This is a genomic window from Bacillus safensis, from assembly GCF_039619585.1.
GTDB classification, from domain to species: domain Bacteria; phylum Bacillota; class Bacilli; order Bacillales; family Bacillaceae; genus Bacillus; species Bacillus safensis.
In genome coordinates this window covers 3482848-3507178 of sequence record NZ_CP154909.1, presented here as the reverse complement: position 1 = coordinate 3507178, position 24331 = coordinate 3482848, and the positions used below count along the sequence as shown (strand labels likewise).

The 24331-nt window shown below is 42.5% G+C and carries 25 protein-coding genes and 1 riboswitch; of the genes, 16 read left to right on the top strand and 9 right to left on the bottom strand.

Translation table 11 applies throughout. The annotated features are described in order from the left end of the window. Positions 1 to 11: 11 nt before the first annotated feature. The 5 genes from AAYR28_RS18065 to AAYR28_RS18045 form a co-directional block, all read right to left on the bottom strand. On the bottom strand, positions 12 to 1136 hold the full coding sequence (locus AAYR28_RS18065; RefSeq protein ID WP_034281370.1) for a 5-methyltetrahydropteroyltriglutamate--homocysteine S-methyltransferase: 1125 nt from the start codon (positions 1134 to 1136) through the stop codon (positions 12 to 14). A gap of 88 nt (positions 1137 to 1224) precedes the next feature. Further along, positions 1225 to 1337: riboswitch (SAM riboswitch) on the bottom strand. An 82-nt stretch (positions 1338 to 1419) separates the two neighbouring features. Further along, positions 1420 to 2739, bottom strand: coding sequence for a gluconate:H+ symporter (locus tag AAYR28_RS18060; protein WP_070326192.1), 1320 nt, complete (start codon positions 2737 to 2739; stop codon positions 1420 to 1422). 49 nt (positions 2740 to 2788) lie between these two features. Beyond that, positions 2789 to 4210, bottom strand: a complete 1422-nt coding sequence (locus tag AAYR28_RS18055; protein ID WP_065215055.1) for a four-carbon acid sugar kinase family protein — start codon at positions 4208 to 4210, stop codon at positions 2789 to 2791. A gap of 7 nt (positions 4211 to 4217) precedes the next feature. Then, positions 4218 to 5111 (bottom strand): 2-hydroxy-3-oxopropionate reductase, encoded by an 894-nt coding sequence (gene garR / locus AAYR28_RS18050; RefSeq protein WP_065214963.1) that lies wholly within the window; start codon positions 5109 to 5111, stop codon positions 4218 to 4220. Positions 5112 to 5309: 198 nt separating this feature from the next. After that, positions 5310 to 6167, bottom strand: coding sequence for a MurR/RpiR family transcriptional regulator (locus AAYR28_RS18045; protein ID WP_170825854.1), 858 nt, complete (start codon positions 6165 to 6167; stop codon positions 5310 to 5312). Between the two features lie 161 nt (positions 6168 to 6328). Between AAYR28_RS18045 and AAYR28_RS18040 the strand changes: the two genes are divergently transcribed. Continuing rightward, positions 6329 to 7006, top strand: coding sequence for a DUF3298 and DUF4163 domain-containing protein (locus AAYR28_RS18040; RefSeq protein WP_041118266.1), 678 nt, complete (start codon positions 6329 to 6331; stop codon positions 7004 to 7006). 85 nt (positions 7007 to 7091) lie between these two features. Here the strand turns inward: AAYR28_RS18040 and AAYR28_RS18035 are convergent, their stop codons facing one another. Further along, positions 7092 to 7271 carry a hypothetical protein gene (locus AAYR28_RS18035; RefSeq protein WP_008345664.1) on the bottom strand — a complete coding sequence of 60 codons (180 nt, stop codon included), beginning with the start codon at positions 7269 to 7271 and terminating at the stop codon, positions 7092 to 7094. A gap of 289 nt (positions 7272 to 7560) precedes the next feature. Further along, entirely contained in the window at positions 7561 to 8793 is a 1233-nt protein-coding gene (gene pepT, locus AAYR28_RS18030; protein WP_065214962.1) for a peptidase T, read from the bottom strand. 226 nt (positions 8794 to 9019) lie between these two features. On the opposite strand from pepT, the gene AAYR28_RS18025 reads away from it, so the two are divergent. The 5 genes from AAYR28_RS18025 to AAYR28_RS18005 all read left to right on the top strand — a co-directional run bounded on the left by AAYR28_RS18025 (position 9020) and on the right by AAYR28_RS18005 (position 12428). Further along, a complete protein-coding gene (locus tag AAYR28_RS18025) occupies positions 9020 to 9343 on the top strand; it encodes a WXG100 family type VII secretion target (protein WP_024427532.1) in 324 nt (107 codons plus the stop codon). Between the two features lie 4 nt (positions 9344 to 9347). After that, a complete protein-coding gene (locus AAYR28_RS18020) occupies positions 9348 to 10544 on the top strand; it encodes a DUF6861 domain-containing protein (protein ID WP_024427531.1) in 1197 nt (398 codons plus the stop codon). Positions 10545 to 10556: 12 nt separating this feature from the next. Next, positions 10557 to 11315 (top strand): hypothetical protein, encoded by a 759-nt coding sequence (locus tag AAYR28_RS18015; protein WP_034281364.1) that lies wholly within the window; start codon positions 10557 to 10559, stop codon positions 11313 to 11315. A 21-nt stretch (positions 11316 to 11336) separates the two neighbouring features. Next, on the top strand, positions 11337 to 11864 hold the full coding sequence (locus AAYR28_RS18010) for a YfjD family protein (RefSeq protein WP_046312740.1): 528 nt from the start codon (positions 11337 to 11339) through the stop codon (positions 11862 to 11864). Positions 11865 to 11963: 99 nt separating this feature from the next. Beyond that, positions 11964 to 12428 (top strand): helix-turn-helix domain-containing protein, encoded by a 465-nt coding sequence (locus AAYR28_RS18005; protein WP_120207975.1) that lies wholly within the window; start codon positions 11964 to 11966, stop codon positions 12426 to 12428. A 54-nt stretch (positions 12429 to 12482) separates the two neighbouring features. Here AAYR28_RS18005 and AAYR28_RS18000 read toward each other — a convergent pair whose 3' ends face one another. After that, positions 12483 to 12830, bottom strand: a complete 348-nt coding sequence (locus AAYR28_RS18000; protein ID WP_065214960.1) for a helix-turn-helix domain-containing protein — start codon at positions 12828 to 12830, stop codon at positions 12483 to 12485. 205 nt (positions 12831 to 13035) lie between these two features. On the opposite strand from AAYR28_RS18000, the gene AAYR28_RS17995 reads away from it, so the two are divergent. The 6 genes from AAYR28_RS17995 (at position 13036) to AAYR28_RS17970 (ending at position 18764) form a co-directional block, all read left to right on the top strand. After that, entirely contained in the window at positions 13036 to 14025 is a 990-nt protein-coding gene (locus AAYR28_RS17995; RefSeq protein ID WP_024427527.1) for an asparaginase, read from the top strand. 28 nt (positions 14026 to 14053) lie between these two features. Further along, entirely contained in the window at positions 14054 to 15475 is a 1422-nt protein-coding gene (gene aspA / locus AAYR28_RS17990; RefSeq protein WP_024423908.1) for an aspartate ammonia-lyase, read from the top strand. A gap of 144 nt (positions 15476 to 15619) precedes the next feature. Continuing rightward, a complete protein-coding gene (gene nhaC / locus AAYR28_RS17985; protein ID WP_034281362.1) occupies positions 15620 to 17026 on the top strand; it encodes a Na+/H+ antiporter NhaC in 1407 nt (468 codons plus the stop codon). A 296-nt stretch (positions 17027 to 17322) separates the two neighbouring features. Continuing rightward, a complete protein-coding gene (locus tag AAYR28_RS17980) occupies positions 17323 to 17748 on the top strand; it encodes a YwqH-like family protein (RefSeq protein WP_024423906.1) in 426 nt (141 codons plus the stop codon). 37 nt (positions 17749 to 17785) lie between these two features. Beyond that, the gene (locus AAYR28_RS17975) at positions 17786 to 18049 is read left to right on the top strand and encodes a YwqI/YxiC family protein (RefSeq protein ID WP_034281361.1); all 264 of its coding nucleotides are present in this window, start codon (positions 17786 to 17788) and stop codon (positions 18047 to 18049) included. 289 nt (positions 18050 to 18338) lie between these two features. Beyond that, complete coding sequence (locus tag AAYR28_RS17970) at positions 18339 to 18764, top strand: YwqH-like family protein (protein WP_120207973.1); 426 nt, start codon at positions 18339 to 18341, stop codon at positions 18762 to 18764. A 47-nt stretch (positions 18765 to 18811) separates the two neighbouring features. Here the strand turns inward: AAYR28_RS17970 and AAYR28_RS17965 are convergent, their stop codons facing one another. Next, the gene (locus tag AAYR28_RS17965) at positions 18812 to 19015 is read right to left on the bottom strand and encodes a hypothetical protein (protein WP_024427523.1); all 204 of its coding nucleotides are present in this window, start codon (positions 19013 to 19015) and stop codon (positions 18812 to 18814) included. A gap of 137 nt (positions 19016 to 19152) precedes the next feature. Here AAYR28_RS17965 and AAYR28_RS17960 point away from each other — a divergent pair, with 137 nt between their 5' ends. From AAYR28_RS17960 to AAYR28_RS17945, 4 genes are all read left to right on the top strand, one after another. Then, on the top strand, positions 19153 to 21111 hold the full coding sequence (locus AAYR28_RS17960; protein WP_120207971.1) for a BglG family transcription antiterminator: 1959 nt from the start codon (positions 19153 to 19155) through the stop codon (positions 21109 to 21111). A gap of 89 nt (positions 21112 to 21200) precedes the next feature. Continuing rightward, a complete protein-coding gene (locus tag AAYR28_RS17955) occupies positions 21201 to 22511 on the top strand; it encodes a PTS sugar transporter subunit IIC (RefSeq protein WP_024423901.1) in 1311 nt (436 codons plus the stop codon). Between the two features lie 31 nt (positions 22512 to 22542). Then, entirely contained in the window at positions 22543 to 23976 is a 1434-nt protein-coding gene (locus AAYR28_RS17950; RefSeq protein WP_041118248.1) for a glycoside hydrolase family 1 protein, read from the top strand. A gap of 12 nt (positions 23977 to 23988) precedes the next feature. Then, entirely contained in the window at positions 23989 to 24312 is a 324-nt protein-coding gene (locus tag AAYR28_RS17945; protein WP_024423899.1) for a PTS sugar transporter subunit IIB, read from the top strand. Positions 24313 to 24331: the final 19 nt, after the last annotated feature.

Here is a 24331-nt window from a genome sequence, read left to right as displayed (position 1 = left end):
TCTCTGAGGGACTACGAAGTCCACACTTGATCAGCAATCTCAATCACATGACGCAGCTTTTCCCATTGCTGCTCTTCTGTTAACAGGTTGCCTTCCTCTGTTGAGGCGAATCCGCATTGTGGACTCAAACAAATTTGGTTAATGTCCACATATTGAGCCGCTTCCTCAATGCGTTTTTTAATCTGTTCAACTGGCTCAAGCTCTCCGTATTTTGAAGTGACAAGGCCTAGTACGATTTGAAGGTTTGGGTTCTTCACATATCGAAGGGGCTCAAATCCGCCAGAACGATCGTCGTCAAACTCTAAAAAGAGACCATCAAGATCTAAGCCGGCAAAAATAGTTTCTGCCGCTGCTTCGTAACCACCTTCAGCTGCCCAAGTTGATTTAAAGTTACCGCGGCAAATGTGCATCGTGATCACCAAATCCTCTGGGCGGTCGGCAACAGCTTCATTGATTGTCTTCGCAAACGATTCACGAAGTTCATCTTCTTCACGGCCAAAGGCTTTGATTTGTTCATGGCCTTTTTCAGAAAAGAACACTGCCCATGCCGTATCATCCAGCTGCAAGTAGCGGCAGCCTGCATCATAAAAAGCACGGATGGCTTTCTTATACGCTTGTGCCACATCATGGTGAAATTCCTCTAAGCTGTCATACACTCCTTCTTCAAGCTTTCCACGGAAAAAGAGCATATTCGGACTTGGAATCGTCATTTTAGCCGTATGATCACCAGCGATGCTGTGAAGGAAACGATAATCCTCCAGCATTGGATGATCTGTAAAATCGATCTTGCCTGTTACCTTGATACCTCTAGCTTTTGTCGTTGTGTTATGGAATTGAATGCCTTGATCTGCTTCAAATCCTTCAACTCCATCGAGTCCTTCAAGAAAGTCAAAATGCCACCATGCACGTCTGAATTCACCATCTGTGACAACCTCTAACCCAATTTCTTTTTGCTTCTCTACAATACGTGTAATTTCTTCGTTTTCAATTTGTCGGAGCTGCTCTGCTGTCAGCGTACCGTCTGCTTTTTGCTTGCGTGCTTCCTTGATGCGCTCTGAACGAAGTAAACTTCCTACTTGATCTGCGCGGAATGGCGGTTTCGTTGTTTTCTTTCCAATGGTTTGTACTTGTGTCATGCTGAATCCCTTCTTTCCTCAGGTTAAAAAATCAAATAAAAAAGCTCTTCCTTAGATAAGGAAGAGCATCATATACTGTGAGAACTCTGCCTTATCTTCAAACAAGCATTTGCTTGCTTAAGGAATTAGCACCATTCTGTTCCTAGGAACAGCGGTTGCCGGGTTTCACAGGGCCAGTCCCTCCACCACTCTTAATAAGGTTACCTTTTGATTCAATTTTCTTAATAAACACAATTATTCAACCTTTTCGAGGAAAAGTCAATGGTTTTTACAATTTAATTTCCTACATGAACAAATCAGCGACAAGAACACCAGCAAGTCCGACAAGTGAAAGCACGGTGACCATCAATGTCCACGTTTTAAAGGTTTGAGCCATTGATAGGTTAAAGTATTCTTTATAAATCCAGAAACCCGCATCATTCACATGAGAGAATGTAATACTTCCCGCACCTGTTGCGATCACCATTAATTCAGGGCTGACACCCGTCAGGCCAATCAGTGGTGCAGAAATGCCAGCCGCCGTGAGACCGGCGACAGTGGCTGATCCTAAAGAGACACGAAGGACAGCAGCAATGAGCCAAGTCAGAAGCAGGGGAGAAAGTGTGCTTCCTTGCATGATCCCTGCAATGTATTGATCGACGCCGCTATCAATGAGCACTTGTTTAAAGGCACCGCCGCCTGCAATAATTAATAGAATCATAGCAATAGAGCCGATAGAATCCGTGATGGACTTCATCACTTCCTGCATGCTCTTTCCTCTTCCAAGCCCAAACGTGTAGATGGCAAGCAGCACTGAGATTAATAGTGCAATCGCCGGTTCGCCTAAAAACTCAGCAGTTGGCAGCAATGGAGAGGATGGGAAGAAAATTTCTAGAAATGCTCTAAATGTCATAAGCAATACAGGCAGAACAGCGGTGAAAATGCTAATGCCGAAGCTAGGCATTTCTTCTTCTGTGAATTCCTTTGGATTAAATAAGTTCTTTGGAATATGTGCGTGCAACTGATCTTTTTTAAATAGTTTCGTAAACAGAAGTCCGCCTACTAAAACAGCAGGAATCGCTAAAATAATCCCAACCAATAAGGTTTGTCCCATGTTTGCCTGAAAGACATTTGCAATGGCAGTCGGTCCTGGGTGAGGGGGGAGGAAGCCATGTGTGGTGATGAGTGCAGCGACGAGCGGCATCCCCACATACAGCACAGGAAGTCTTGCAGCCTGAGCGATCGTAAAGACTAATGGAATTAAGATAATGAATCCGGTTTCATAAAATAGAGCAATTCCAATCACAAATCCAGTCAGCATCGTCGCCCATTGGATTTTTCCGATGCCAAATCGGTCAATGAGTGTCATCGCGATCCGCTGAGCTCCGCCAGAATCAGCCATCAATTTCCCAAGCATCGCACCAAAACCGAGAACGAGTGCGAGATGCCCGAGCGTACTGCCAAGTCCTTTTTCGACGGAAGCGATCGCTTCTAGTGGTGTCATCCCTTCTAACACAGCAACAATTAAAGAGACAATAATCAAAGATATGAAAGCGTTTAACTTAAAGACAACCATGAGTAAAAGCAATAACAAAACGCCAAGTCCTATAAACACTAACGACATGATCTTTCCTCCTTTGTGGTGCATAAGGGGCGCAAACACCCCCTATGCCTTATCCTTCAAGTATGTCTACAGCTTCTTTTAACGTATCCTTTGACCCAACATTTCCCGGGAAAATCACATAAGACATGAAAGGGAATTTGCTTTCTTCTCCTGTTTGCCAAACGGGGATCCCTGGTTTGATTTGACCTGCCACGGTCGCACGTTTCACGCTAAGTCCTCTTGTTCCAATATCGCTGGAGGTAATTCCACCTTTGGCAATAAGATACTTAGGACGAATGGTGAGACGCTGGACAATACTTGTCACAGCATCACTAATCTGTACAGAGAGCTTTAATTCTTCCTCTTGGCGATCATCCCCAAGATCAAGCCGTTCTCTTCTTGTATAAACAGCTACAGATTGACCTGCTGCCAACAGTGCTTCAGTTTGCTGAATGACACGGTCAATTTCTTCGCGAAAGGCATCAGGCTCTAATACGAGGTGGGTATTAAATTCAATAAAAGCTATCTCTTTATCTTGTTGCAGCGCTTTTAATTGTTCTGTTGTTTTTTTCACATGAGAACCGATCATAATGAGACCACCATGCGGGCTTTCTTCTTGGATCAAGGCATCTCTTGTTAATAAGGCTTGATCCCCTATACCGCCAAGTACTTTTGTGAGCGCCGCCGCACTTCTGAACATCAGCTGCTGTCCTGCTTGAATGGCTTCAATGAGAGCGGTGACAAAGACTTTGACATCATCATAGTCCACCGCGTTTACAACCACCTTTTTGAAATCCTTGACACTCATGAGCTGCTGTTTGATTTGATCAATGCGTAAAGCCCGCAGATCAGCTAACGAAATGTAGGTAGTGTTCTCTTTTGTGAACATTCCTTCTGACTTTTCTTCAATCCATTCTCCAAGATGAGAAGATTGAAAGCCGAATGTACGGTCTCTTGCAAATTCTGTGTCACCAGCAGGAATTAATTCGTGTCCTTCCTGTACGTAATGAATATTGTCGATCGTAAAGCGTCCACCTTCTTGGAAAAAAGGAAGAAGGATTTCACCATCGAACTGGCGGGAGCTTTGCTGTTCAATGGTCGTTTTGAGTACTTCAGTTTCAAGCGGAAAGTGTCCGCGAAGAGTAGAATCCCCTCGGCTGACAATGACGAAGTCCTGATTAAGACGTTCAGCCACCTTTACAATGGTTGCTGCGATTGTTTTGTGCGCAGCGGCAGTTTCTTTCTCAGTCATACTGCGTGAATTGGTCAAAATAAAGAACATGCGGCTGTCTTCAAGAAAACCAGCCTCAATGCTTTCTTCTGACCAATCGGTGAAAACAGAGATGCCATGTACGGTTTGAATCCCTGTTGGATCATCGTCTAATACAATGACTTTATGACGAAAGCTGCTCAGTGCTTGTTCGTATGCTGATTGAATGGCCTTTGAATCTGCTTTCGGAATGGCATTTAGTATGTCAGTGCTTTGCTTCATGACCATCTCATCCTTTCTTTACTTCGACATGAGCCATTTTTTCGTAATATTGAACGATGCCTCCATGATCAAGCCCGGATTTCCCGTCCGCTTTGAGGGCGTGGAAGATTTCAAGCAGCTGACTAGAAAGCGGGAGAGGAACACCGATATCATGAGCCGTTTCCATGACGTTGGTTAAATCCTTCAAGTTGATGTCGATGCGTCCGCCAGGTTCAAAATTTCGTTCTAAGATGAGAGGGACCTTTGCATCGAGAACAGCGCTCCCTGCCAGTCCGCCGCGGATGGCTTCATACATTTTGTCAATGGCAATGCCTGATTTAGCAGCTAGAACGAGCGCCTCGGACATGGCCGCAATATTTAAGTTGACGATGATTTGATTGGCAAGCTTCGCTGTTGTCCCGCTGCCATTTGCCCCAACTAATACGACTTCAGTGCCCATTGCAAGCAGGACATCCTTTACTTGCTCAAAGATGGATTCTTCGCCGCCAGCCATGATGGCAAGTGTTCCGTCTATTGCCTTCGGTTCTCCGCCGCTGACAGGTGCATCGATAAATTCCACCTGATGCTGTTTGGCAAGAGCAGCTAAAGCCCTGGAGGTGACAGGAGAAATTGAGCTCATATCTACGATGACAGTGCCAGGTGCAGCTGTCGTTAAAATGCCTTGATCACCTGAAACGACTGCCTCTACATGCTCTCCTTTAGGAAGCATTGTGATGATGATATCGCTTTCAGAAGCTGCCTCAGCTGCTGAAACAGCACCTTTTGCTCCGGCTTCTTGTAACGATCGAACCGCTTCCTCATTTAGGTCAAAAACTGTCAAAGCATGACCAGCTTTTAATAGATTGAGTGCCATAGGTTTTCCCATAATACCTAGTCCAATGAATCCAATCTTCTTTGTCACGTTGTCTGCCTCCTATATAGAAAACCCTTACAAAAAGCGCTTTCTTTTCTTATTGTTAGTATATATACTATCCTTTAAATTTGATAGTAGGAAATAAACTATTGTTCATTTAATGTACATGACGTGATAGGAACGTGTCAACGGAAAATATGATAAAAGTCACAAAAAAAGACCGGAATCAACTCCGGTCTTTTGCGTTTATGTTTTATTTTTAGCTACAGCTAATCGAGATCGTTTCACGTTTTCAATGGCATTTGATCCTAGCTCTAAAACAGCGGCGACGTATAGTACATCAATGATCACAAGCTGGTTGATACGGGAGATCATGGAGTCCGATCGATAGGTTGTCTCTCTGGAAGAACTAAGCAGATGAAAGTCAGACTGCTTTGCGAGCTCAGATTTCGGATAGCTGGTGATAGAAGCAACCTTTGCCCCTTTTTCTTTTGCAAACTGTACGGCGTCAAGAATTTCTCTGCTCTCTCCTGAATGGGAGATTGCGACGATAAAATCGTGTTCCATGGCGTGTGTTGCAATCATATTCATCATATGCGGATCACTGCATAGGCTCACTTCAAAACCAAGCTGCAGGAACTTATGATAAGCATCTCCAGCAATAAAGCTGGACGCACCTGCTCCAAAAAAGACGGTTTTATGTGCCTGTTTCATGTGTTCAATGAATTGCGTGACGGCATGATCCTCTAGAATATGCTTCATATCTTGAATAGAGTTTGTTGTTAACTCTATGACCTTATGTTTAATGTCAGCGACACTATCGGTTGCCTCGATCTCGCCGTATATGGATTGAGGGGTATTGGTCGCAATATCCTGTGCAACATGGACACGAAACACTTGATACGATTCATAGCCAATTTTCCTTAGAAACCGAAAGATCGTCGTTTCACTTGTGCTGCATTCAGCAGCGAGTGCACTTATAGAATGAAGCACAACTTTCTGAGGATTTTGTAAAATGTAATTGGCAATCTTTTTCTGGGTTGGGGACAAACTATGAAACGTCGTCCGAATGTGACTAAAAATATTCTCTTCTATGATAAACACCACACTTCATCTAGCATTCTACATTAAGCATACAGGAACTTATGAAAACGGTAAACAAACCCGATGTGGAAAAATGAAGAATAATATGGAAAAAATACTTCTTTTGGTTCTTTTGTCATGGTATACTCATCTGGTAATAGACAAAAATGGGGGTTTTTACTATGACAATGAAAAAAGGCCTAACGATCAGCCTGCTCATTTTCTCACTGATTGTTTCCTTGTTTGCGCCAGTTGGATCTGCGGATGCCAAACAAGCAAAAAAAGCAAAAGTAAGCACACACTATTATAAAAAGAAAAAAACGTTCAAATATGCACAGGTGAAAAACCTAAGCAAGGCGCATATGAAAACCATCAATCGTGATTTAAAAGAAGATATTGCCTTCTCTTATTCTACGTACTTGTTTTTAAAGGACGAAGCGAAAAAGGAAGGCTACGGGAAGGTCACGTATGAGAGAACGTATAAAACGAAATTTAACAATGGTAAGAAACTGAGTATCTTAAACTATGATTACATGTATAACGGTGGAGCGCACGGAGACACAATGGTTTCCAGCATGAACTATGTGTTAACAAAGAAAAAAACAAAGCAGCTGTTCTTGACAGACGTTGTGAAAACAAAGAAAAAGCGTACGAAAGTAAGAGATTATATTTATAACTACACAAAGAAACATAAAAGCAAATTCTACGCGAACTTGAAAAAAAGCGACATTGAAATCAACTACAACACGCAGTATTACTTCACGAAAAAGGGAATTGCTGTTGTCTTCCAGCCATATGAAATTTCACCTTATTATGTTGGAATTCCTATGATTCAAGTGCCTGCGAAGGTATATAAATAAAAAGAAAAACGACCACTGAATCTGGTCGTTTTTTGCTGTTTATGCAAACGAAAAAGAGCCCCTCATGAGGCTCTTTTATTTGGATTTATACTTGTTTAGGTGCATCGTTTAGTGGGTGACGGCGTTTTCCGTTGTAGTGGCGGCGCATACGAAAGATTTCAAACTCCGAAAGCTCTGCGCTTTTTCTTTTTTGGGTGCGGTTATCTTTTTTGAAAGAGAATAGTAAGTAGCAGCAAAGTGAAGCGATAATCAATAAAATCATCATATGACATTCCTCCAATTCATCCTATTCTTTAAGTGTAGACAGGGTGAGTGATGTTTATAACTGAAAATAAGCAGCAGAAACGGTTTAGTTCTTAAGGTTCATTCGATCTGCTATTTTAGGTCTAAAATACTGGTTGTTTTTAACTATTATATTTCCAGTTATTTCACTCGTCAAGAAGAATTTTTTCTGGGGTTGTCTCTATTAGTACGAATAAGTGTCATAAAAGTTTCAGAAAATTGTAAACTTTTATTAAAAAACCGTTCCCGAACAGGAACGGTTTTAAACATGTCTATGCTTTTTCTTCAAATAAACGGGCAATTTCAACGATAACTTCGGTTGCTTTCACCATGTTTTCAACGGAAATAAATTCATATTTACCGTGGAAGTTTTCACCGCCGGTAAAGATGTTTGGCGTTGGAAGACCTTTATATGAAAGCTGGGAGCCATCTGTGCCGCCGCGAATTGGTTCAATGACCGGTGTTACTGAGCGATTTTCCATGGCTTCATGAGCAATGTCTACAATATGTTTTACCGGCTCAATTTTTTCTCTCATATTATAATATTGATCCTGAATGCTGAGGGTGATGCTGTTTTCTCCGTATGTGGCTTTTAAGTCATTTGCTATTTTTTCAAACAGGGCCTTGCGATTGTTGAATTTCTCTTTATCAAAATCACGGATAATATATTGCAGCTCAGCCTCTTCTACTTCCCCTACAAATTTCGTCAGGTGGAAAAAGCCTTCGTAGCCTTCTGTATATTCTGGAGATTCTTCAGAAGGAAGTTTATTGTGAAAGAGCATCCCAATTTTCGCAGCACTGACCATTTTGTCCTTTGCTGTTCCTGGGTGGACGTTGTTTCCTTTAATGGATACTTTCGCGCCTGCTGCGTTGAAGCTTTCATATTGCAACTCGCCAAGCGGTCCGCCGTCAATTGTGTACGCATAGGAAGCGCCAAAGGCATCAACATCAAACTTGTGCGGCCCTCTGCCAATCTCTTCATCTGGCGTAAAAGCGACACGGATTTTTCCATGCTTGATGTCTGGGTGTTCGATGAGGTAATGCATAGCGGTCATAATTTCTGCGATACCAGCTTTGTTATCTGCACCAAGCAGGGTTGTGCCATCTGTAGTGATCAGTGTATGTCCTTGGTACTTTTGTAAATTTGGAAACTGTTGTGGAGATAAAACGATATGTAGATCTTCATTTAAGGTAATGTCGCCGCCTTGATAGTTCTCATGAAGCTGCGGTTTTACATTTTTGCCGGTGAAGTCAGTGGCTGTGTCAATATGAGCCAGAAAGCCAATGGTCGGCACATCTTTGTCTGTGTTAGAAGGGATTGTACCCATGACATAGCCGTTTTCATCCATAGTCACTTCTTGAATTCCAATGGATTTCATTTCTTCAACAAGCTGTCTCGCCAGATTCAATTGTCCTTCAGTAGATGGGCAGCTTTCCTTTTCTGCATCCGACTGCGTATCTACCTTCACATAACTTGTGAAACGCTGAATCATTTCCTCTTTCATCTATACGTCACTCCTTTTGTAGAATACGTCCATTTTATCACGTCTTGAATGCGCTTCATAACAAGAAAGGCTTTCTCTGGCAATTAGAGAGGAAAAAGGCCTACTTTCATTAGGTAATGTGCTGAATGGTTCTTTAGGGTGATTTTTTTGGGTGTCTTTTTATTTATAATGAGGACATATAAAATCATCCATTTGTACGTTAAATTGGGAGAAAGGGGTGCGAAAGTTGGATTCTAGTCAAACGCTGGCACTCGCTCAAAAGTTTCAGGAAGCGGCTGATGAGATTCGGCAGTCCAAGCAGCTGCTGGAAAATCGGCTGAAGGCAGTAGGATCAGGCTGGCAGGGAGAAGCAAGGGATAAATTTGATCAAAGCTTTGAAGAAACAACGGCACGCTACGATCAATTTGAAAAAGATTTGCTTGAAACAAGTCAGGAACTGCGGGATGCAGCGGTCAAAATTGAGGAGCGTAAAGCTGAAATTGCCAGAATGGAAGAGCTTGAGCGAAAGAGACGAGAAGAACGGAGAGAAAGAAACCGAGAAGGGAGATGATGTGATGGCACGTGACATTGTGGTTGATCCAGATCAGCTGACTGGGCTGGCGAATGATTTTGTAGGCGAGCTGTCAGCCATTGAAACGAAGCACCGCGATTTACATAGTGAACTGGACGGGCTGATTTTAGGCTGCGATCCTCGGTATAGAAGCTGTTTTTCTGGTGTCGGGGATGCATGGGGAGCAGGACAGGCATTAATCAGCAAATTGAGCAGTGATGATATTGCCATTCGTCATGCAACGGATAAAATGGTCGAAGCAGATGATATATTGCGGAAATTGTACAGTATTTATGATCAATATGGTACACTCACGAGCTTAGCTGGTATCGTGATGATGCAGGCGAAATATTACGGGCTTGGAATGACGACTTTCATTAAAGAGAATGGCCGATATGCAGCGCAGCATTCAAAGCTGCTGCTTGATCTGACCAGCCGGGTAGAAGGAACGAGATTTGACCGGTTAGCAAGGATTTGGCTGAGTAAAAAAGAATTATTAAAACGATCGAACTGGCCGATGGCTGACTTGGTTCATAAGAAATTCACAAAATTTTATCCTGACGATACAGTTGCGTTCACAAACAGTGTTCGTGATTTTACAAAAGGAAGTATTAATTGGAAGGACACGGCTGCTATTAAGTCTGTTCTGAAAAATGGTGCAAGATTTGCGAAAGGAAATGCCATCATTGCAACAGTTGTCACTGGTGCAACTGAGACGGTTGGCTGTGGATTGAAAATTGCCGAGAACTATGCAGAATTCGGCGATCAGCCAGAAGTTCTTAAGCGTGAAAATGCAAAGGCTGTTGGAAATGCAGTGAACAATACGGTCTTTATCGCTGGCGGTTCTGTCGCAGGTGCCGTTGTCGGCGGTGCTCTTGGCAGCTTTGCAGGTCCGATTGGAACCGTTGTTGGCGGAGCCATTGGTTCAGCAGTAGGTGGATTTATTGGAGAAAAAGTCGCCAAGCTGACATCCGGTTTTGCTGAACAGATGGCAGTGAAATTAAAGGACCCGATTCATGCAGTCGTGGATAAAGGGAAAAAAGCATTCGAACTGGCGGGTCAAGGTGTGAAAGCAGTGAATGATACCATTGATCAGGCAAATCAAGTGATACATAAAGGGATAGAAAAAACAAAAGAAACCGCAGATTCGCTCATAAAGGGTGCAGGCGATTTCTTTAAGGGTGCATTTTCTTTTGGATAAGGAGAGATCAAGTTGGATCAGCTAAGTCTAAGTATTGAGGAACTCATCTTTAGTTTTTACAGTGAAGGCTATTTTGAACAAGGTATGTCCTTAAAGGAGGCTTATTATCCTGAAGTAGAGGACGAGCGCTTGGGTTTTTTATTTGAAATTGCGTGCCGCTCTTTGCTCGCAAAAGGTGTACTGGAATTTCGAAACAGACAATACCGTTATAAAACGGAATACCGTCATTTCATCCAGGCGATGAATGATGCCTCCCACACGATCAAGGCGTCTAGATTTGGAGATTTAGATGAAGAAGTCAGCACCTCTTTTCACACAACACAAGCGGGTGTATATGCGCATCATACGCTTTATGATCAACAAGTACATCAGATTCGCAAACTGGACGGCGATCAGCAGGCAGAGGAGCAAGTGACAGCCTTTTTCAACATACAGATGAATGATCACCCTGAACCTGTCATCAGCCTGCAGGCAGAGGAATTTGAAATGCTATTAGAACAGGCAAGCGAAGCGAAAAATGAGTGGCCATCCTTTCTGAATAAAGCGGAGAATCAAGAGCTCGTGAAGGCATTTGTTTCTGATGTACAGACGAGAAAAGGAAAGATGGACTCCCTCATGAAGGTCGTCTATGACAAAAATAATACGCCTGATGTGGAGTCCATGCTATTTGTGATTCCAGGTGAGAACCAATCGTGGCTTGTATCAGGAATAAAAGAAAATCAATTTCGCATTGAGACGGCTCATCGAGACGGGTTACGTTCTATATTCTAATGGAGAAAAGGAGAATGACACTTGAATCCAAGTGAAGTAATAGAAGTAAGGAGCAGACCTTTTTTAAGAGTATGGGCATTCTTAGCAACGGGCGGCTTCGGTATCATCGGTATTTGGTTATTTTCAGAAGCTCTTACATTTGAATCGAACTATACATTGTTTTTATTTTTAGGCGGACTATTAGGTATTGTCTATGGCTGGATCTCCTTTTTGATGATTTTGCCTGCTTTTACGAAGAGGGGAAATGTGATTTTTCGCATTCAGCGCGGAGAGAATGGCGCTGTGCTGCACCGGGAGCGAACGATTCCTTTTCAAGATATTCAATCAATCGACATGCGCAGGCATCGTTACAGTATAAGAGGATTTCTTTTCATGGATGTGCTCATTCGGAAAGTAGATGGGAAATTGATCAAAATTCCGGCGTACAGCATTTTAGATGAAGAAGTATTTGAGCAGACCGTCAAACAGGAGATCTATCCATATTTACATCAGACAGCCCAAGAAAATTGGAGACAGCAGCATGGCCAAGGAGAAGAGAAGACCGACTAAGCTGTTTTTGTCAGAATTCCATAGGATGAGACGCCACTTTTTCGAAGAAATCGTGTATGATGTCAGTAAAGACTGAACACTCGAAAGAGGTGATGAGAGATGGATAAAGAGATGGTAATCGACCTCGTCACAGAACAAATGACACGGATTCGAAAAGAAAAGGATTATACGCAGGATCGTATGGCGGAGGTACTTGGTCTATCGAAACGGCATCTACAGCAGGTTGAAAAAAACAGGCTGCGTCTCAACTGGACGCAATCCGCGGCCGTATGTGCATTATTCAGAGATAGTGACATTTTGAAAGGCACCCTGGGGGATGACCCGCTCGAGATTTTGGAAGTTGTGGCACATGATGAATTACATCTATCAGTAGAGCGTACGATTGGCGGCAAGGTTTGGTGGAGGACGTCTGTCAAAAAAGGCACGTTTCGCCTTCAGCAAAATGTACTTAGTCAGCATTACCGCATCTTAGATGAGGAGAACTATCGCTATTATAGTTCGTTTAATAAAGAAGAAGCGAAGCGGCGGCTAGAGGAATTAAGCCAGCTGTCTTCTCCATATTGAGATTGCAAAAGGAAAGAGAGGCATCTGTTTATAAGGTGCCTCTCTTTTCTGTGTTTATACTTTTAGAGTGTTTTTCGCCCGAATAAAGGCAACAAGCTGTTTGATTTCTTCTTCATTTAGGGGAACGCCGTCTACATAAATGGTTCCTTCTTTTGCTTCCGTCAGTTCAATTTTGATATCAGAGATTTTGCGTTGTATCTCTGGCTCGTCCGTTCTACCAAGTAAAAAATCAATGGACGTATCATACAAATCAGCCAGCAGCTTCACTGCTTCAAGCGAAGGTCGTCGGTACCCAGATTCGTAACCGGCATAGGTGCTTTTGGCGATACCTAGGCGATCTGCCGTATGCTGGAGAGACCATTTTTTCTTTTTTCTAAGGGTGGTTAAACGATCGAGTATCATACATGAACGCTCCTTTATTTACAACAACAGTATATCATATTTTGACATAGAATGTACGCGTTATGCGTAACAATTTCTTGATTAATTCGCGTTATGTGACTATAATGGCAATGAAGGTACGCGTAAAGCGTATATTATAGAATAGCACAAGCTAGCTTATAATATGTGTGACAAACGAAGTAATTTTACGAAAGAGGTGGACCTGTTGAAGAAATTATTGCTTTTAACGACTGGTGGGACGATTGCATCTGTAGAGAGTGAAAATGGTTTAGCTCCAGGTGTTAAAGCTGAGGATCTTTTGAGCTATTTAAACGAAATTAATGCAGAATATACAATGGACACAAAGTCCCTAATGAGTATAGATAGTACAAATATGCAGCCTGAATACTGGGTTGATATCGCAACAGCCATTTATGAGAATTATGATCAGTATGATGGGTTTGTCGTTACTCATGGAACCGATACAATGGCCTATACATCAGCAGCGCTGTCTTATATGCTGCAAAATCCTGATAAACCGATCGTGATTACAGGTTCACAAATTCCGATTACTTTTAAGAAAACAGATGCGAAGAAAAACATCACAGATGCGATTCGCTTTGCATGTGACGGTGTTGGCGGGGTGTATGTCGTGTTTGATGGCAGGGTCATCCAAGGAACACGTGCGATCAAACTAAGAACGAAAAGCTACGATGCATTTGAAAGTATTAACTACCCATATATTGCATCAATTGAAAACCATCAAATTGAATACAATAGCAAAGTAAAAAGAACACCAATGAAACCGCTTAAATTAGATGCATCCTTGAACACAGATGTGTGTCTGTTAAAATTGCACCCAGGCCTGAAGCCCGAGTTTTTAGATGCAGTCAAAAGCATGTACAAAGGGGTTGTCATTGAAAGCTACGGCAGCGGCGGAATTCCTTTCGAAGGAAGAAACCTTTTAGAAAAGATTAACGAATTGCTGGAAGAAGGCATTTCTGTTGTCATCACCACTCAGTGTCTTGAAGAAGGAGAAGATATGAGTGTGTATGAGGTAGGACGCAAGATCAATCAAGAATTGGTGGCACGTTCAAGAAATATGAATACAGAAGCTATCGTGCCGAAACTGATGTGGGCACTAGGCAAAACAACAGATCCAAGAGAAGTCAAAAAGATTATGGAAACGCCAATCGCAGAAGATTTAGTGATTTAACTATTCTATAGAAAGCAGGTCATAAGAGATGGTTCAAGCAACTTATCGCTATGAGAAGGATTTTCTTGGTGAAAAAGAAATTCCAGCAGACGTGTATTATGGGGTTCAAACCCTTCGTGCAAAAGAGAATTTCCCGATTACAGGATATCGGATGCACGAGGAACTAATCAGAGCCTTTGCCATCGTGAAAAAAGCAGCAGCTCAAGCCAATATGGAAGTTGGACGTTTATATGAGGGAATTGGAAATGCCATCGTTCAAGCGTCTGATGAAGTCATTGAAGGCAAGCTGCACGAGTACTTTATTGTCGACCCAATTCAAGGCGGCGCAGGAACGTCCATGAATATGAATGCCAATGAAGTGATTGGAAACAGAGCACTAGAAATCATGGGACATCAAAAGGGAGAATACATCCATTTAAGCCCAAACACACATGTGAACATGTCGCAATCAACGAATGATTCATTCCCAACGGCGATCCACATTGCTGTGCTCAAGCAGTTAGATATTCTGCTTGAAACGATGCAAGTCATGCAGGACGTCTTTCAAAAGAAAGCGAAAGAATTCGATCATGTGATCAAAATGGGACGTACGCACCTTCAGGATGCTGTTCCAATCCGTTTGGGACAGGAATTTGAAGCTTACAGCCGCGTGCTGAGCCGTGATATTAAGCGGATCAACCAATCAAAACAGCATTTATATGAAGTCAATATGGGTGCAACAGCAGTTGGGACAGGCTTAAACGCAGATCCTCGTTATATTGAAATCGTGGTGAAGAAGCTCGCTGATATATCTGGTCTTCCTCTTGTAGGCGCAGAGCATCTCGTGGATGCAACGCAAAATACAGATGCTTACACAGAAGTATCCGCCGCTTTAAAAGTATGTATGATGAACATGTCTAAGATTGCCAATGACCTTCGCTTAATGGCATCTGGTCCGCGCGCAGGTCTTGCTGAAATCGCATTGCCAGCCCGCCAGCCTGGATCTTCCATCATGCCTGGGAAAGTCAATCCAGTCATGGCTGAGCTCATTAACCAAATCGCATTCCAGGTCATTGGGAACGACCACACGATCTGTCTTGCTTCTGAAGCAGGACAGCTTGAGTTAAATGTGATGGAGCCAGTTCTGGTCTTTAACTTGCTTCAATCTATTAGTATAATGAATAACGGATTCCGTTCATTCACAGATCATTGCTTAGCGGACATTGAAGCAAATGAAATACGTTTGAAAGAATATGTAGAAAAAAGTGCAGGCGTGATCACTGCCGTGAACCCTCACTTAGGCTATGAAGCAGCCGCTAGAATTGCAAGAGAAGCCATTTTAACAGGACAATCGATCAGAGATCTTTGCTTGCAGTACGATGTTTTAACGGAAGAAGAACTTGATATTATCTTAAATCCATTCGAGATGACAAAGCCTGGCATTGCAGGTGCAGAGCTCCTAGAGCGATAATAATATCAAAAATTTTATTTTATTAATATGTGGAATTGCCTGTGAAAAAGAGAAAAACAGGCAATTCACTTTCTTTCGAATTGACACACTTTTTTCACAATATTTTGAAAACGCTTAACGCACGCACAAAGGGAGGAAACAACATTGAAATCACCACGTCTACCATCTATTTTAGAAGTCGTAGCTGTACTTGGCTTGTTTTTAGCGATTGTTTTATCTTTTACTCTTTACTTCAAATTAGATATTCAGTTAGCATTGTTTATCTCATGGTTTATGGTTATTGCTTTAGGTATTCGATTGGGGCATTCATACAAAGATCTTCAAAACGCCATTACAAAAGGGATATCGAATGGTCTAGAGGCTGTTTTGATTTTAATTGCTGTAGGTGCACTTGTTGGAACATGGATTGCCGGCGGAGTGGTACCCACATTAATTTATTATGGACTGGAATTTATTCATCCTAATATTTTCTTACTAGCTACACTGATTATCTGTTCCATTATGTCTGTTGCTACAGGAACATCATGGGGGACAGTTGGAACCGCAGGTATTGCCATGATAGCGATTGGTGAAGGTTTGGGAATTCCATTACCTATCGTGGCTGGTGCTGTTTTATCTGGAGCTTATTTTGGCGATAAGTTATCTCCTTTATCTGATAGTACTGTGCTTGCTTCCTCACTTTCAAAAGTGGACGTGCTCGCACATGTTAGAGCAATGATGGTCTTATCCATACCTGCATTTGTCATAACTGCTATTATGTTTACAATTACCGGGTTTATGTATGGCGGAAAAAATATTGATCAAGGAAAAGTAGAGTTTTTGAAACAAGCACTGCAAGATACATTCACGATTAATATTTGGATGATCATTCCGGCGCTTATTGTTGTGCTATTACTTGTCTTGAAAAAGCCTTCAATGCCTGTTATTGCGATTGGTGCGCTTCTTGGCGCAGTTTGGGCAATGGCATTCCAAGGAATGAATCCAGCCGATGCACTTGGTACAGCTTATAATGGTTTCTCTATTAATTCAGATGTAGAATTCTTAAATACATTGTTAAACCGCGGTGGTATCGTTAATATGTTAGGGTCTCTAGTGGTTATTATCCTGGGACTTGGCTTCGGTGGAGTACTTGAATATTTAGGCGTATTAAAAGTTATCGTCGCGACATTTGAGAAAAAATTACATAATGCAGGGAATGTAACGCTGTCTACACTCGTTGTTGCGTTCTTCGCCAATATCTTTGGCTGTGCGATGTATGTATCGTTAATCCTTACACCAAAAATTATGGAAAAGAGCTACGATAAATTAAAGTTAGACAGACGAGTTTTATCCAGAAACTCTGAGGTCGGTGGTACGCTTACGTCTGGTATGGTTCCATGGTCAGATAACGGTATTTACATGGCAGGAATTCTTGGCGTATCGACATTCTCTTATTTACCATTTATGTGGTTAAGCTTTGTCGCCATTGGTCTTGCGATCATTTACGGATATACGGGTAAATTCATTTGGTACGTGAAAGATCAACAAGAAAGAGAAGAATCGGCCTCATAAGCCGTTTGCAAAAGCCGCTCCTGAACGGGGGCGGCTTTGTTTGTCCTAGGACTGTGAGACTATATGTGGCATATAGCAAACGAACAGGAATTTAGACCTCCAATAAAAGAGGTCGAAAGGGGTGGTGTAAAGCAGAATGAAAGCATATTTATCCCATAAAAAGGGCACAAATCCCTATTCAAACATGAGTCTTTGAACCTTATAATAACAATATTGGAAAAAGTGCTATTCACCTTACGCTCGTTTAGAGGGACTCTAAGCAGCGTTTTTATTTTTGGACAGGAGGAGGAACCCATATGAGCTTATCGGATATGCTGTCTGCCCTTAACGGTGGCATTTCAAATAAAAAAGCAGAAATTGAAGAGAAAATTGCTCGACTCAAAAAGGCGAAAAGCAAGGTTGAACGTGAACAAGATGCGGCAGAAACAGATTTAAAGCAAATCAAGCAGCCAAAGCTTGGGACCTCTTGGAAAGGTGAGCGAAGCCAGGATTTCAAAACAGACCGAAATGAAGCACATGATGCGCTGCAAACAATCGTGAACGATCAATACCCACGCTACGTGAGCCGTATCGAATTCAAAATCAGTACATTAGAAGCAGAACAAGCTGCGTTATCCTTTGCCAGTTCCTTAGCTGGAGACGCCGCACGTCTTGCTGAAAAAGGAGAAGACGCAGTAGAGGACGCAAAACGCTTGATCTCAAAAGCATGGAGCAGCTTGTAAGAGAGCGTCATGCTGAACAAATCTGGAGGAAATCACAATGGGACAAATTAAGTTAAACTACCAAACAGTCATGGATAAACTAGATGAAGTCTCCCAAGCCGTAGAAGCTTTAGCGATGAAAAAAGCAGCAGATAAAGCGGGTGAAAACAGCCTTGAATTTGTAACTAAGTGGACGGCACGTGAAAGAGAAGTGAGCGAAATGGTCTCAAGCTTTAAAGAAGCCTTAATTAAAAATGTTCAGGATACACGTTCTAACGTGAAAACATTAAAAGAACAAGACGAAGCGATTGCTGCAAAATAATCAGCACACTCGCTTTTATTTATAGGTACAATTAACGCGGTGTATAATTATAGTCTTAAAGACTCATATTAAATCAGGGGTGTAAGACCTTGTATTATTCCGTTTTTCTTCCAAACGCGTCACTAAAAGGACACCTTTTCCCTATTTAAGGCTGAGGCTTTTCGCCTTATACTATACTTAATGAAAGCAAAACGATAGAAATGTCAGGATTGGAAAAATCATGTGATTCGGTGGTTTCCAAAGGCGCTCACGCCATGCTTTCGTATGAGGTCAGATAGAGGTGGATGACATGAGTTTATCCGAGATGCTGCACCATCTGCATATGGGAATTGAGAACAAACGTGCAGAATTTGACGAAATGATCTCTCGGTTAAAGACAGCCAAAAGCAATATTCAAACAGAACAAGATCTTGCCCAGTCAGATATCAAAGAAATTAAGAAGCCTGCACTAGATTCGTCATGGAAAGGCGAGAGAGGAACCGACTTTCATCGCCACCGGAAAGATGCTTACAGCGTGATGCACGACGTCGTCAACAATGAATATGAAAAATATATAACAGAGATTGATCAGAAAATCTTACACTTTGAATTGAAAAAAATGGAGCTGGCTGTTGCCAGTAACTTTGCAGGAAGAGCTCAGGACGTGATGGAAAAGGGCGAGGATTTTGCAAAGGATGTTAAACATTTGATTGAACGGGGCTGGAAAGCTCTTTAAAACCATAAACGAAACAGCCGTCTCTTAAAAGGCGGCTGTTTTTTTGTTTAGTCACATCCACCACCGCCGCTGTCACCTGAATCACTCCCACAGGAGGCTTCAGAAGCGTGATGGGTATACGAATCAGTATAAGTGCTCGTCGTTGAGCTATGATGTGCAGAACGCTTAGCAGATGCACGTTTATCATTTGATGCGAACAAGCTGGCAATGATGGCTCCTAAAAAAGCTAATATGATAATGACAACAAACATAAAAGCATCCCTCCTCTAGTTTCATATTCATACGAATGAGCCATATCTAGGTTCCCGATTTGAAAGAAATACTGGGCAAAGAGTTCTATTTTCGTTTATGATGATAGGCAAAAGTAAATGCCAAGGGAGGAGAGCCCATGCTATCTCTACGTCAGGAGGAGCTTCTGAAACGATTGATGCAAGCGGAGCAGGAACTGACAAGTGAAGAAATTGCCCGTGTGATCGGAGTCACATCACGAACCATCCGCACAGATATGAAAGCGCTTAAAATGATCTTAGAAGAACATGGTGCCGCACTGCATATTAAACGCGGGGCAGGGTATACATTGAGCGTTGAAGATTATGGAGCATTTCGTACATTTTTGAAAACTTCACTGAGAGAAAGGAATGAGAAAAAGGAACCGTCCATTCCCAATCAGCCTGAGGACCGTGTGGCTTATCTATTAAAAAGGCTGCTTCTGTCAGAAGACTATATCAAATTAGAGGGATTGGCAGAGGAATTATTTGTGAGTGAATCTACAGTGAAAAATGATTTGAAAGCTGTCAGGCACTTGTTTTCATTGCATGGACTTTCTATATCGCACCGGCCTAAATATGGCCTTCGTCTGACAGGCGATGAAATGAAATTAAGATATTGTATGGCAGAGCATGTGTTTCAGCAGGAGCATGCGAATGCTGCACTGTTACCTGAAGAAACGTATCAATTGATTCAGGACATCGTGCGTTCACGTACAAAAGCTACCGGACTTCATCTATCAGAAATCGGTTTAAGTAATTTAGTGACCCACATTGCCATCGCATGCAAACGAATTGAAGAAAAAAAGCTGGTCAAGATGCCAGAAGCGGAATTGAAAGAAATTCAAGTGCAGCCAGTTTTTCAGGTAGCTCAACAAATGGCAGAAGATATTCGCCGCGTATTAGCGATTGATTTTCCGTTATCTGAAATGGCGTACATTGCGATTCACTTAATGGGAGCAAAGATGATGGCATATGGAGAGGCTGGCCATACGCTATTTCATCTGCTGGACGAAGACCATTTTCGTTTCACTCACCAATTGCTTGCTTATGTAGAAGAGCACATGTCACTTGATATTCAGTTTGATAAGGAGCTGATCGTTGGTTTAAGTCTTCATTTGCGTTCTGCTATTCATCGCTTTAGATACGATATGAACATCCGAAATCCTTATTTACCAGACATTAAAAGGCATTATCCCATTGCGTTTGAGGCGGGTGTTTATATGGGCAGATGGCTGAAGGAAAAAGAGGGTGTTGAAATTCCTGAGGATGAAATCGGATATTTGGCGCTTCATATTGGGGCTGCAATCGAGCGGACAAAATCACAGCATGTAAGAAAGACATGTCTTATTGTGTGTGCGACGGGTGTCGCCAGCAGCCAGCTTCTTCTTCATAAACTCACGGCAGCTTTTAACGGAAGGCTGGAGATCGCTGGAACTGCAAGTGTCGGGGAACTTCCTTTGTATGATTTAAGAAGCATTGATTTTATTATTAGTACCATTCCGCTTCAAAATACATTGCCGGTGCCAGTCATTGATGTACATACGATTCTAAGTGACGATGATATTGTGCGGCTGAAACGATTTGTGCAAAATTCACAGGATACAGGAGTTTTGCGGTATGTGAGTCCGGCGCTGACATTTTTTCAGCAAGATCTCCATTCAAGGGAAGAGGTTCTTCAATTTTTTGTGAACGTGCTAAAGGAGCAGCATCGAATCCCAGACGAGTTTGAACAATTATTGCTAGAAAGAGAGCAAGTATCACCCACATCTTTCGGTCATTTGGTTGCGATTCCTCATCCAATTAAACCGGCAACAGATGACACGTTTTGTGCGATCTGTACGTTGAAAAAGCCGGTACTGTGGGGAGAAGATCGAGTACAAGTCGTATGCTTGTTAAGCATCCAGAAGACGTATCAAAAAGAATTACAGTCGCTTTATCAATTTCTTGTGCGGCTGACAGAACGGAAGGAAGTGGTGGAACAACTCATCAAAGCTGCTTCATTTGAAGAACTGACAGCTGCGCTTCAAGTATTGGAGCATTCAAATGAAAAAACGCGGCACCCATTTCCGCATCTGTGAGGAAAAAGATTAGATGTTAATGAAAGCGCTTTTAAAATATCATCAAAAAGGAGGATGATCACGAGTTTTTGCAAAGGGGGAGACGGATCATGAGCTTCAAGGAGAAAGCGGCAGATGTCATGGGGCATGTGGCTTATCGCATCACCAACCAGAAATATATTATGGCGATTAAACAGGCATTTGTCACACTGATGCCGATCATCATTACAGGAGCTTTTGCTGTACTGGTGGCGAATATGATCATGAGCCCGGAGACAGGGCTTGCTCATTTTGAGATATTCAGGTTTTTAGCAGAGCTTCAGCCTATTATGAAGGCAATCAATTATGCCACGCTGAACTTTTTAACCATTGGGGCTGTGTTCCTCATTGGGATTGAGCTTGGGAAAATCAACGGTCACAAGTCTCTGTTCCCAGGATTGATGGCATTGATTTCATTTATATCTGTTATTCCAACGACACTTCTTCTTGAAGTCGATGGATCGATGCGTGAGGTTGTTGACGTGTTGGCAAGACAATTTTCTGATCCAAAAAGCTTATTTTTAGGGATGATCATTGCGATCGTATCTGTGGAGATTTTTTGTAAGCTGACCGAGGTGAAATGGCTGCAAATCAAGATGCCGGATTCGGTTCCGTCGAATGTGGCAACATCATTTTCGTCACTTTTCCCATCGATCATTACAATTACAATCATTAGTTCATTCGGATTTGCATTTCATCGTGTGACAGGCATTTATTTGCATGAAGCAGTGTATAACGTGGTGCAGCGTCCGTTAGAAAGTGTTGTACAGGGGCTGCCTGGGATTTTAACGTTGATGTTTGTGGCGCAATTTTTCTGGGTGATCGGCATCCATGGCAACCAGATGATTAAGCCGATCCGGGAGCCGCTCTTATTAGGATCGATTGCAGTGAATATGACAGCATTTCAAGAGGGAAAAGAGATACCGAATATCATCACGATGCCGTTTTGGGATGTGTATATGAGCATCGGTGGTTCAGGTGTGACCATTGGTCTTTTGGTTGCGATTTTTATTGCTGGGAGAAGGGAAGAGATGCGAAGTATTGCCAAGCTCTCATCAGGACCCGGACTGTTCAACATCAATGAACCCGTTATTTTTGGATTACCTGTGATGCTAAACCCTGTGATGGCGATTCCATTTATCGTCACGCCGCTTGTGACAGGTACGATTGGTTATATTGCGACGGCTACAGGATTCGCTGGAAAAGCGGTCGTGATGGTCCCGTGGACGACACCGCCGCTTGTGAATGCATGGCTGTCCACCGCTGGCAGTATGGGCGCTGTCATTACACAGCTTATCTGTATTGTGGTTGCTGTTTTCATCTATTTACCGTTTGTACTCTTGTCTAACCGCAAGCCAGAAGCGGCACCAGATTCAGAATAAACATTCAGACGAAGAAAAGGGAGGCGGCGACATGAACAGAATTGAGATTCCAAGTGATTTTATCCTAGGTGCTGCGGCTTCTGCTTGGCAGACCGAGGGATGGAAGGGAAAGCGGGCGCATCAGGACTCGTACATCGACTTATGGTATAAGGAAGGATATCACGTGTGGCACGAAGGCTATGGTCCTGCTGGTGCGACAAACTTTTACGAGCGCTACCCTGAAGATGTAGCCTTAATGAAAGAGATTGGGCTGACACATTACAGGACATCGATCAATTGGTCGAGGTTTCTCATAGATTACGAGAATGGGATAGTAGATGAGGCCTATGCTCGTTACATTGATGATCTGATCAATGAATTAATCGCAGCAGGTGTAGAACCAATGTTTTGCTTAGAGCACTATGAACTTCCTGCCGTTTTGCTTGAGAAGTACGGCGGATGGTCATCAAAGCATGTTGTCGAGCTGTTTGTTCTCTATGCAGAAAAGGTGTTTGAGCGCTACGGAGACCGAGTCAAGCATTGGTTTAGTTTTAATGAACCGATTGTTGTTCAGACACGTGTTTATCTAGATGCGATACGATATCCGTTTGAGCAAAATACGAAGAAATGGATGCAGTGGAACTATCATAAAGCGCTGGCAACAGCAAAAGTGGTGAAGCTGTTTCAGGAGATGGGGTTGAAGGAATCGGCAGGAGCCAAAATCGGCGTGATTCTCAATCCAGAAGTGACGTATGCAAGATCGTCTGCTCCCCATGACCAAGAAGCGGCACGTATGTATGACTTGTTTTTTAATCGAGTGTTCCTAGATCCTTCCATCAAAGGGGAGTATCCAGAGGAACTGATCGATGTGTTGAAAAAGCATGATATTCTTTTCGATTCCACAGAGGAAGAGCTTCAGATCATCAAGAATCATACGGTGGATGTTGTTGGGCTTAACTTGTACTATCCGCATCGTGTCAAGGCACCGAGTAAGGCTTGGAACGAAGGGACGCCTTTTCATCCATCCTATTATTACGATATGTTTGAGCTTCCAGGAAGAAAAATGAATCCTTTCAGAGGCTGGGAAATCTACCCGAAGATTGTCTATGATATGGGGATGAGAATAAAAGAAGAATACGGAAATATTGAGTGGTTTGTGGCCGAAAATGGCATGGGTGTAGAAAAGGAAGAACGGTTTAAAACAGAAGACGGTATCATTGATGATCAGTATCGCATTTCATTTATCAGCCAGCATTTGAAGCGGGCACTTCAAGCGAAAGCAGAAGGATCAAATTGCACAGGCTATATGCTTTGGGCATTTACAGACAATGTCTCACCGATGAATGCCTTTAAAAACCGCTACGGATTAGTCGAAATCCAGCTGGAGAATGAACGAAATCGTCAGCTGAAAGCATCTGCGTATTGGTACCAGACGTTAATCAAAACAAGGGAACTGCAGGTTGAAACAGAAGTCATTTATCAATAGGAGTGATGAGAAATGAAACGAATCATTCTCGCTTGTGCAGCAGGAATGTCAACGTCTATTGTGGTGTCCAAAATGAAGGCTGCCGCAGAAGCTAAAGGGCTGGATTACTATATTTATGCTATACCTGAAGGAGCCATTGCAGATGAACTAGAAGAGCATGGAGAGGATGTACAGGCGATTTTACTTGGACCGCAAGTAAGCTTTATGAAAAAAGCAGCTGAAAAAACGGCGGCACCCTATCAAATACCTGTCGATGTCGTCAATGTAAGATTATACGGAACAGCAAACGGAGAAAAAATTCTAGAGCATGCACTGAAACTAGCAAATGAATCTTGAATAATTGGAGGAGAAGCAG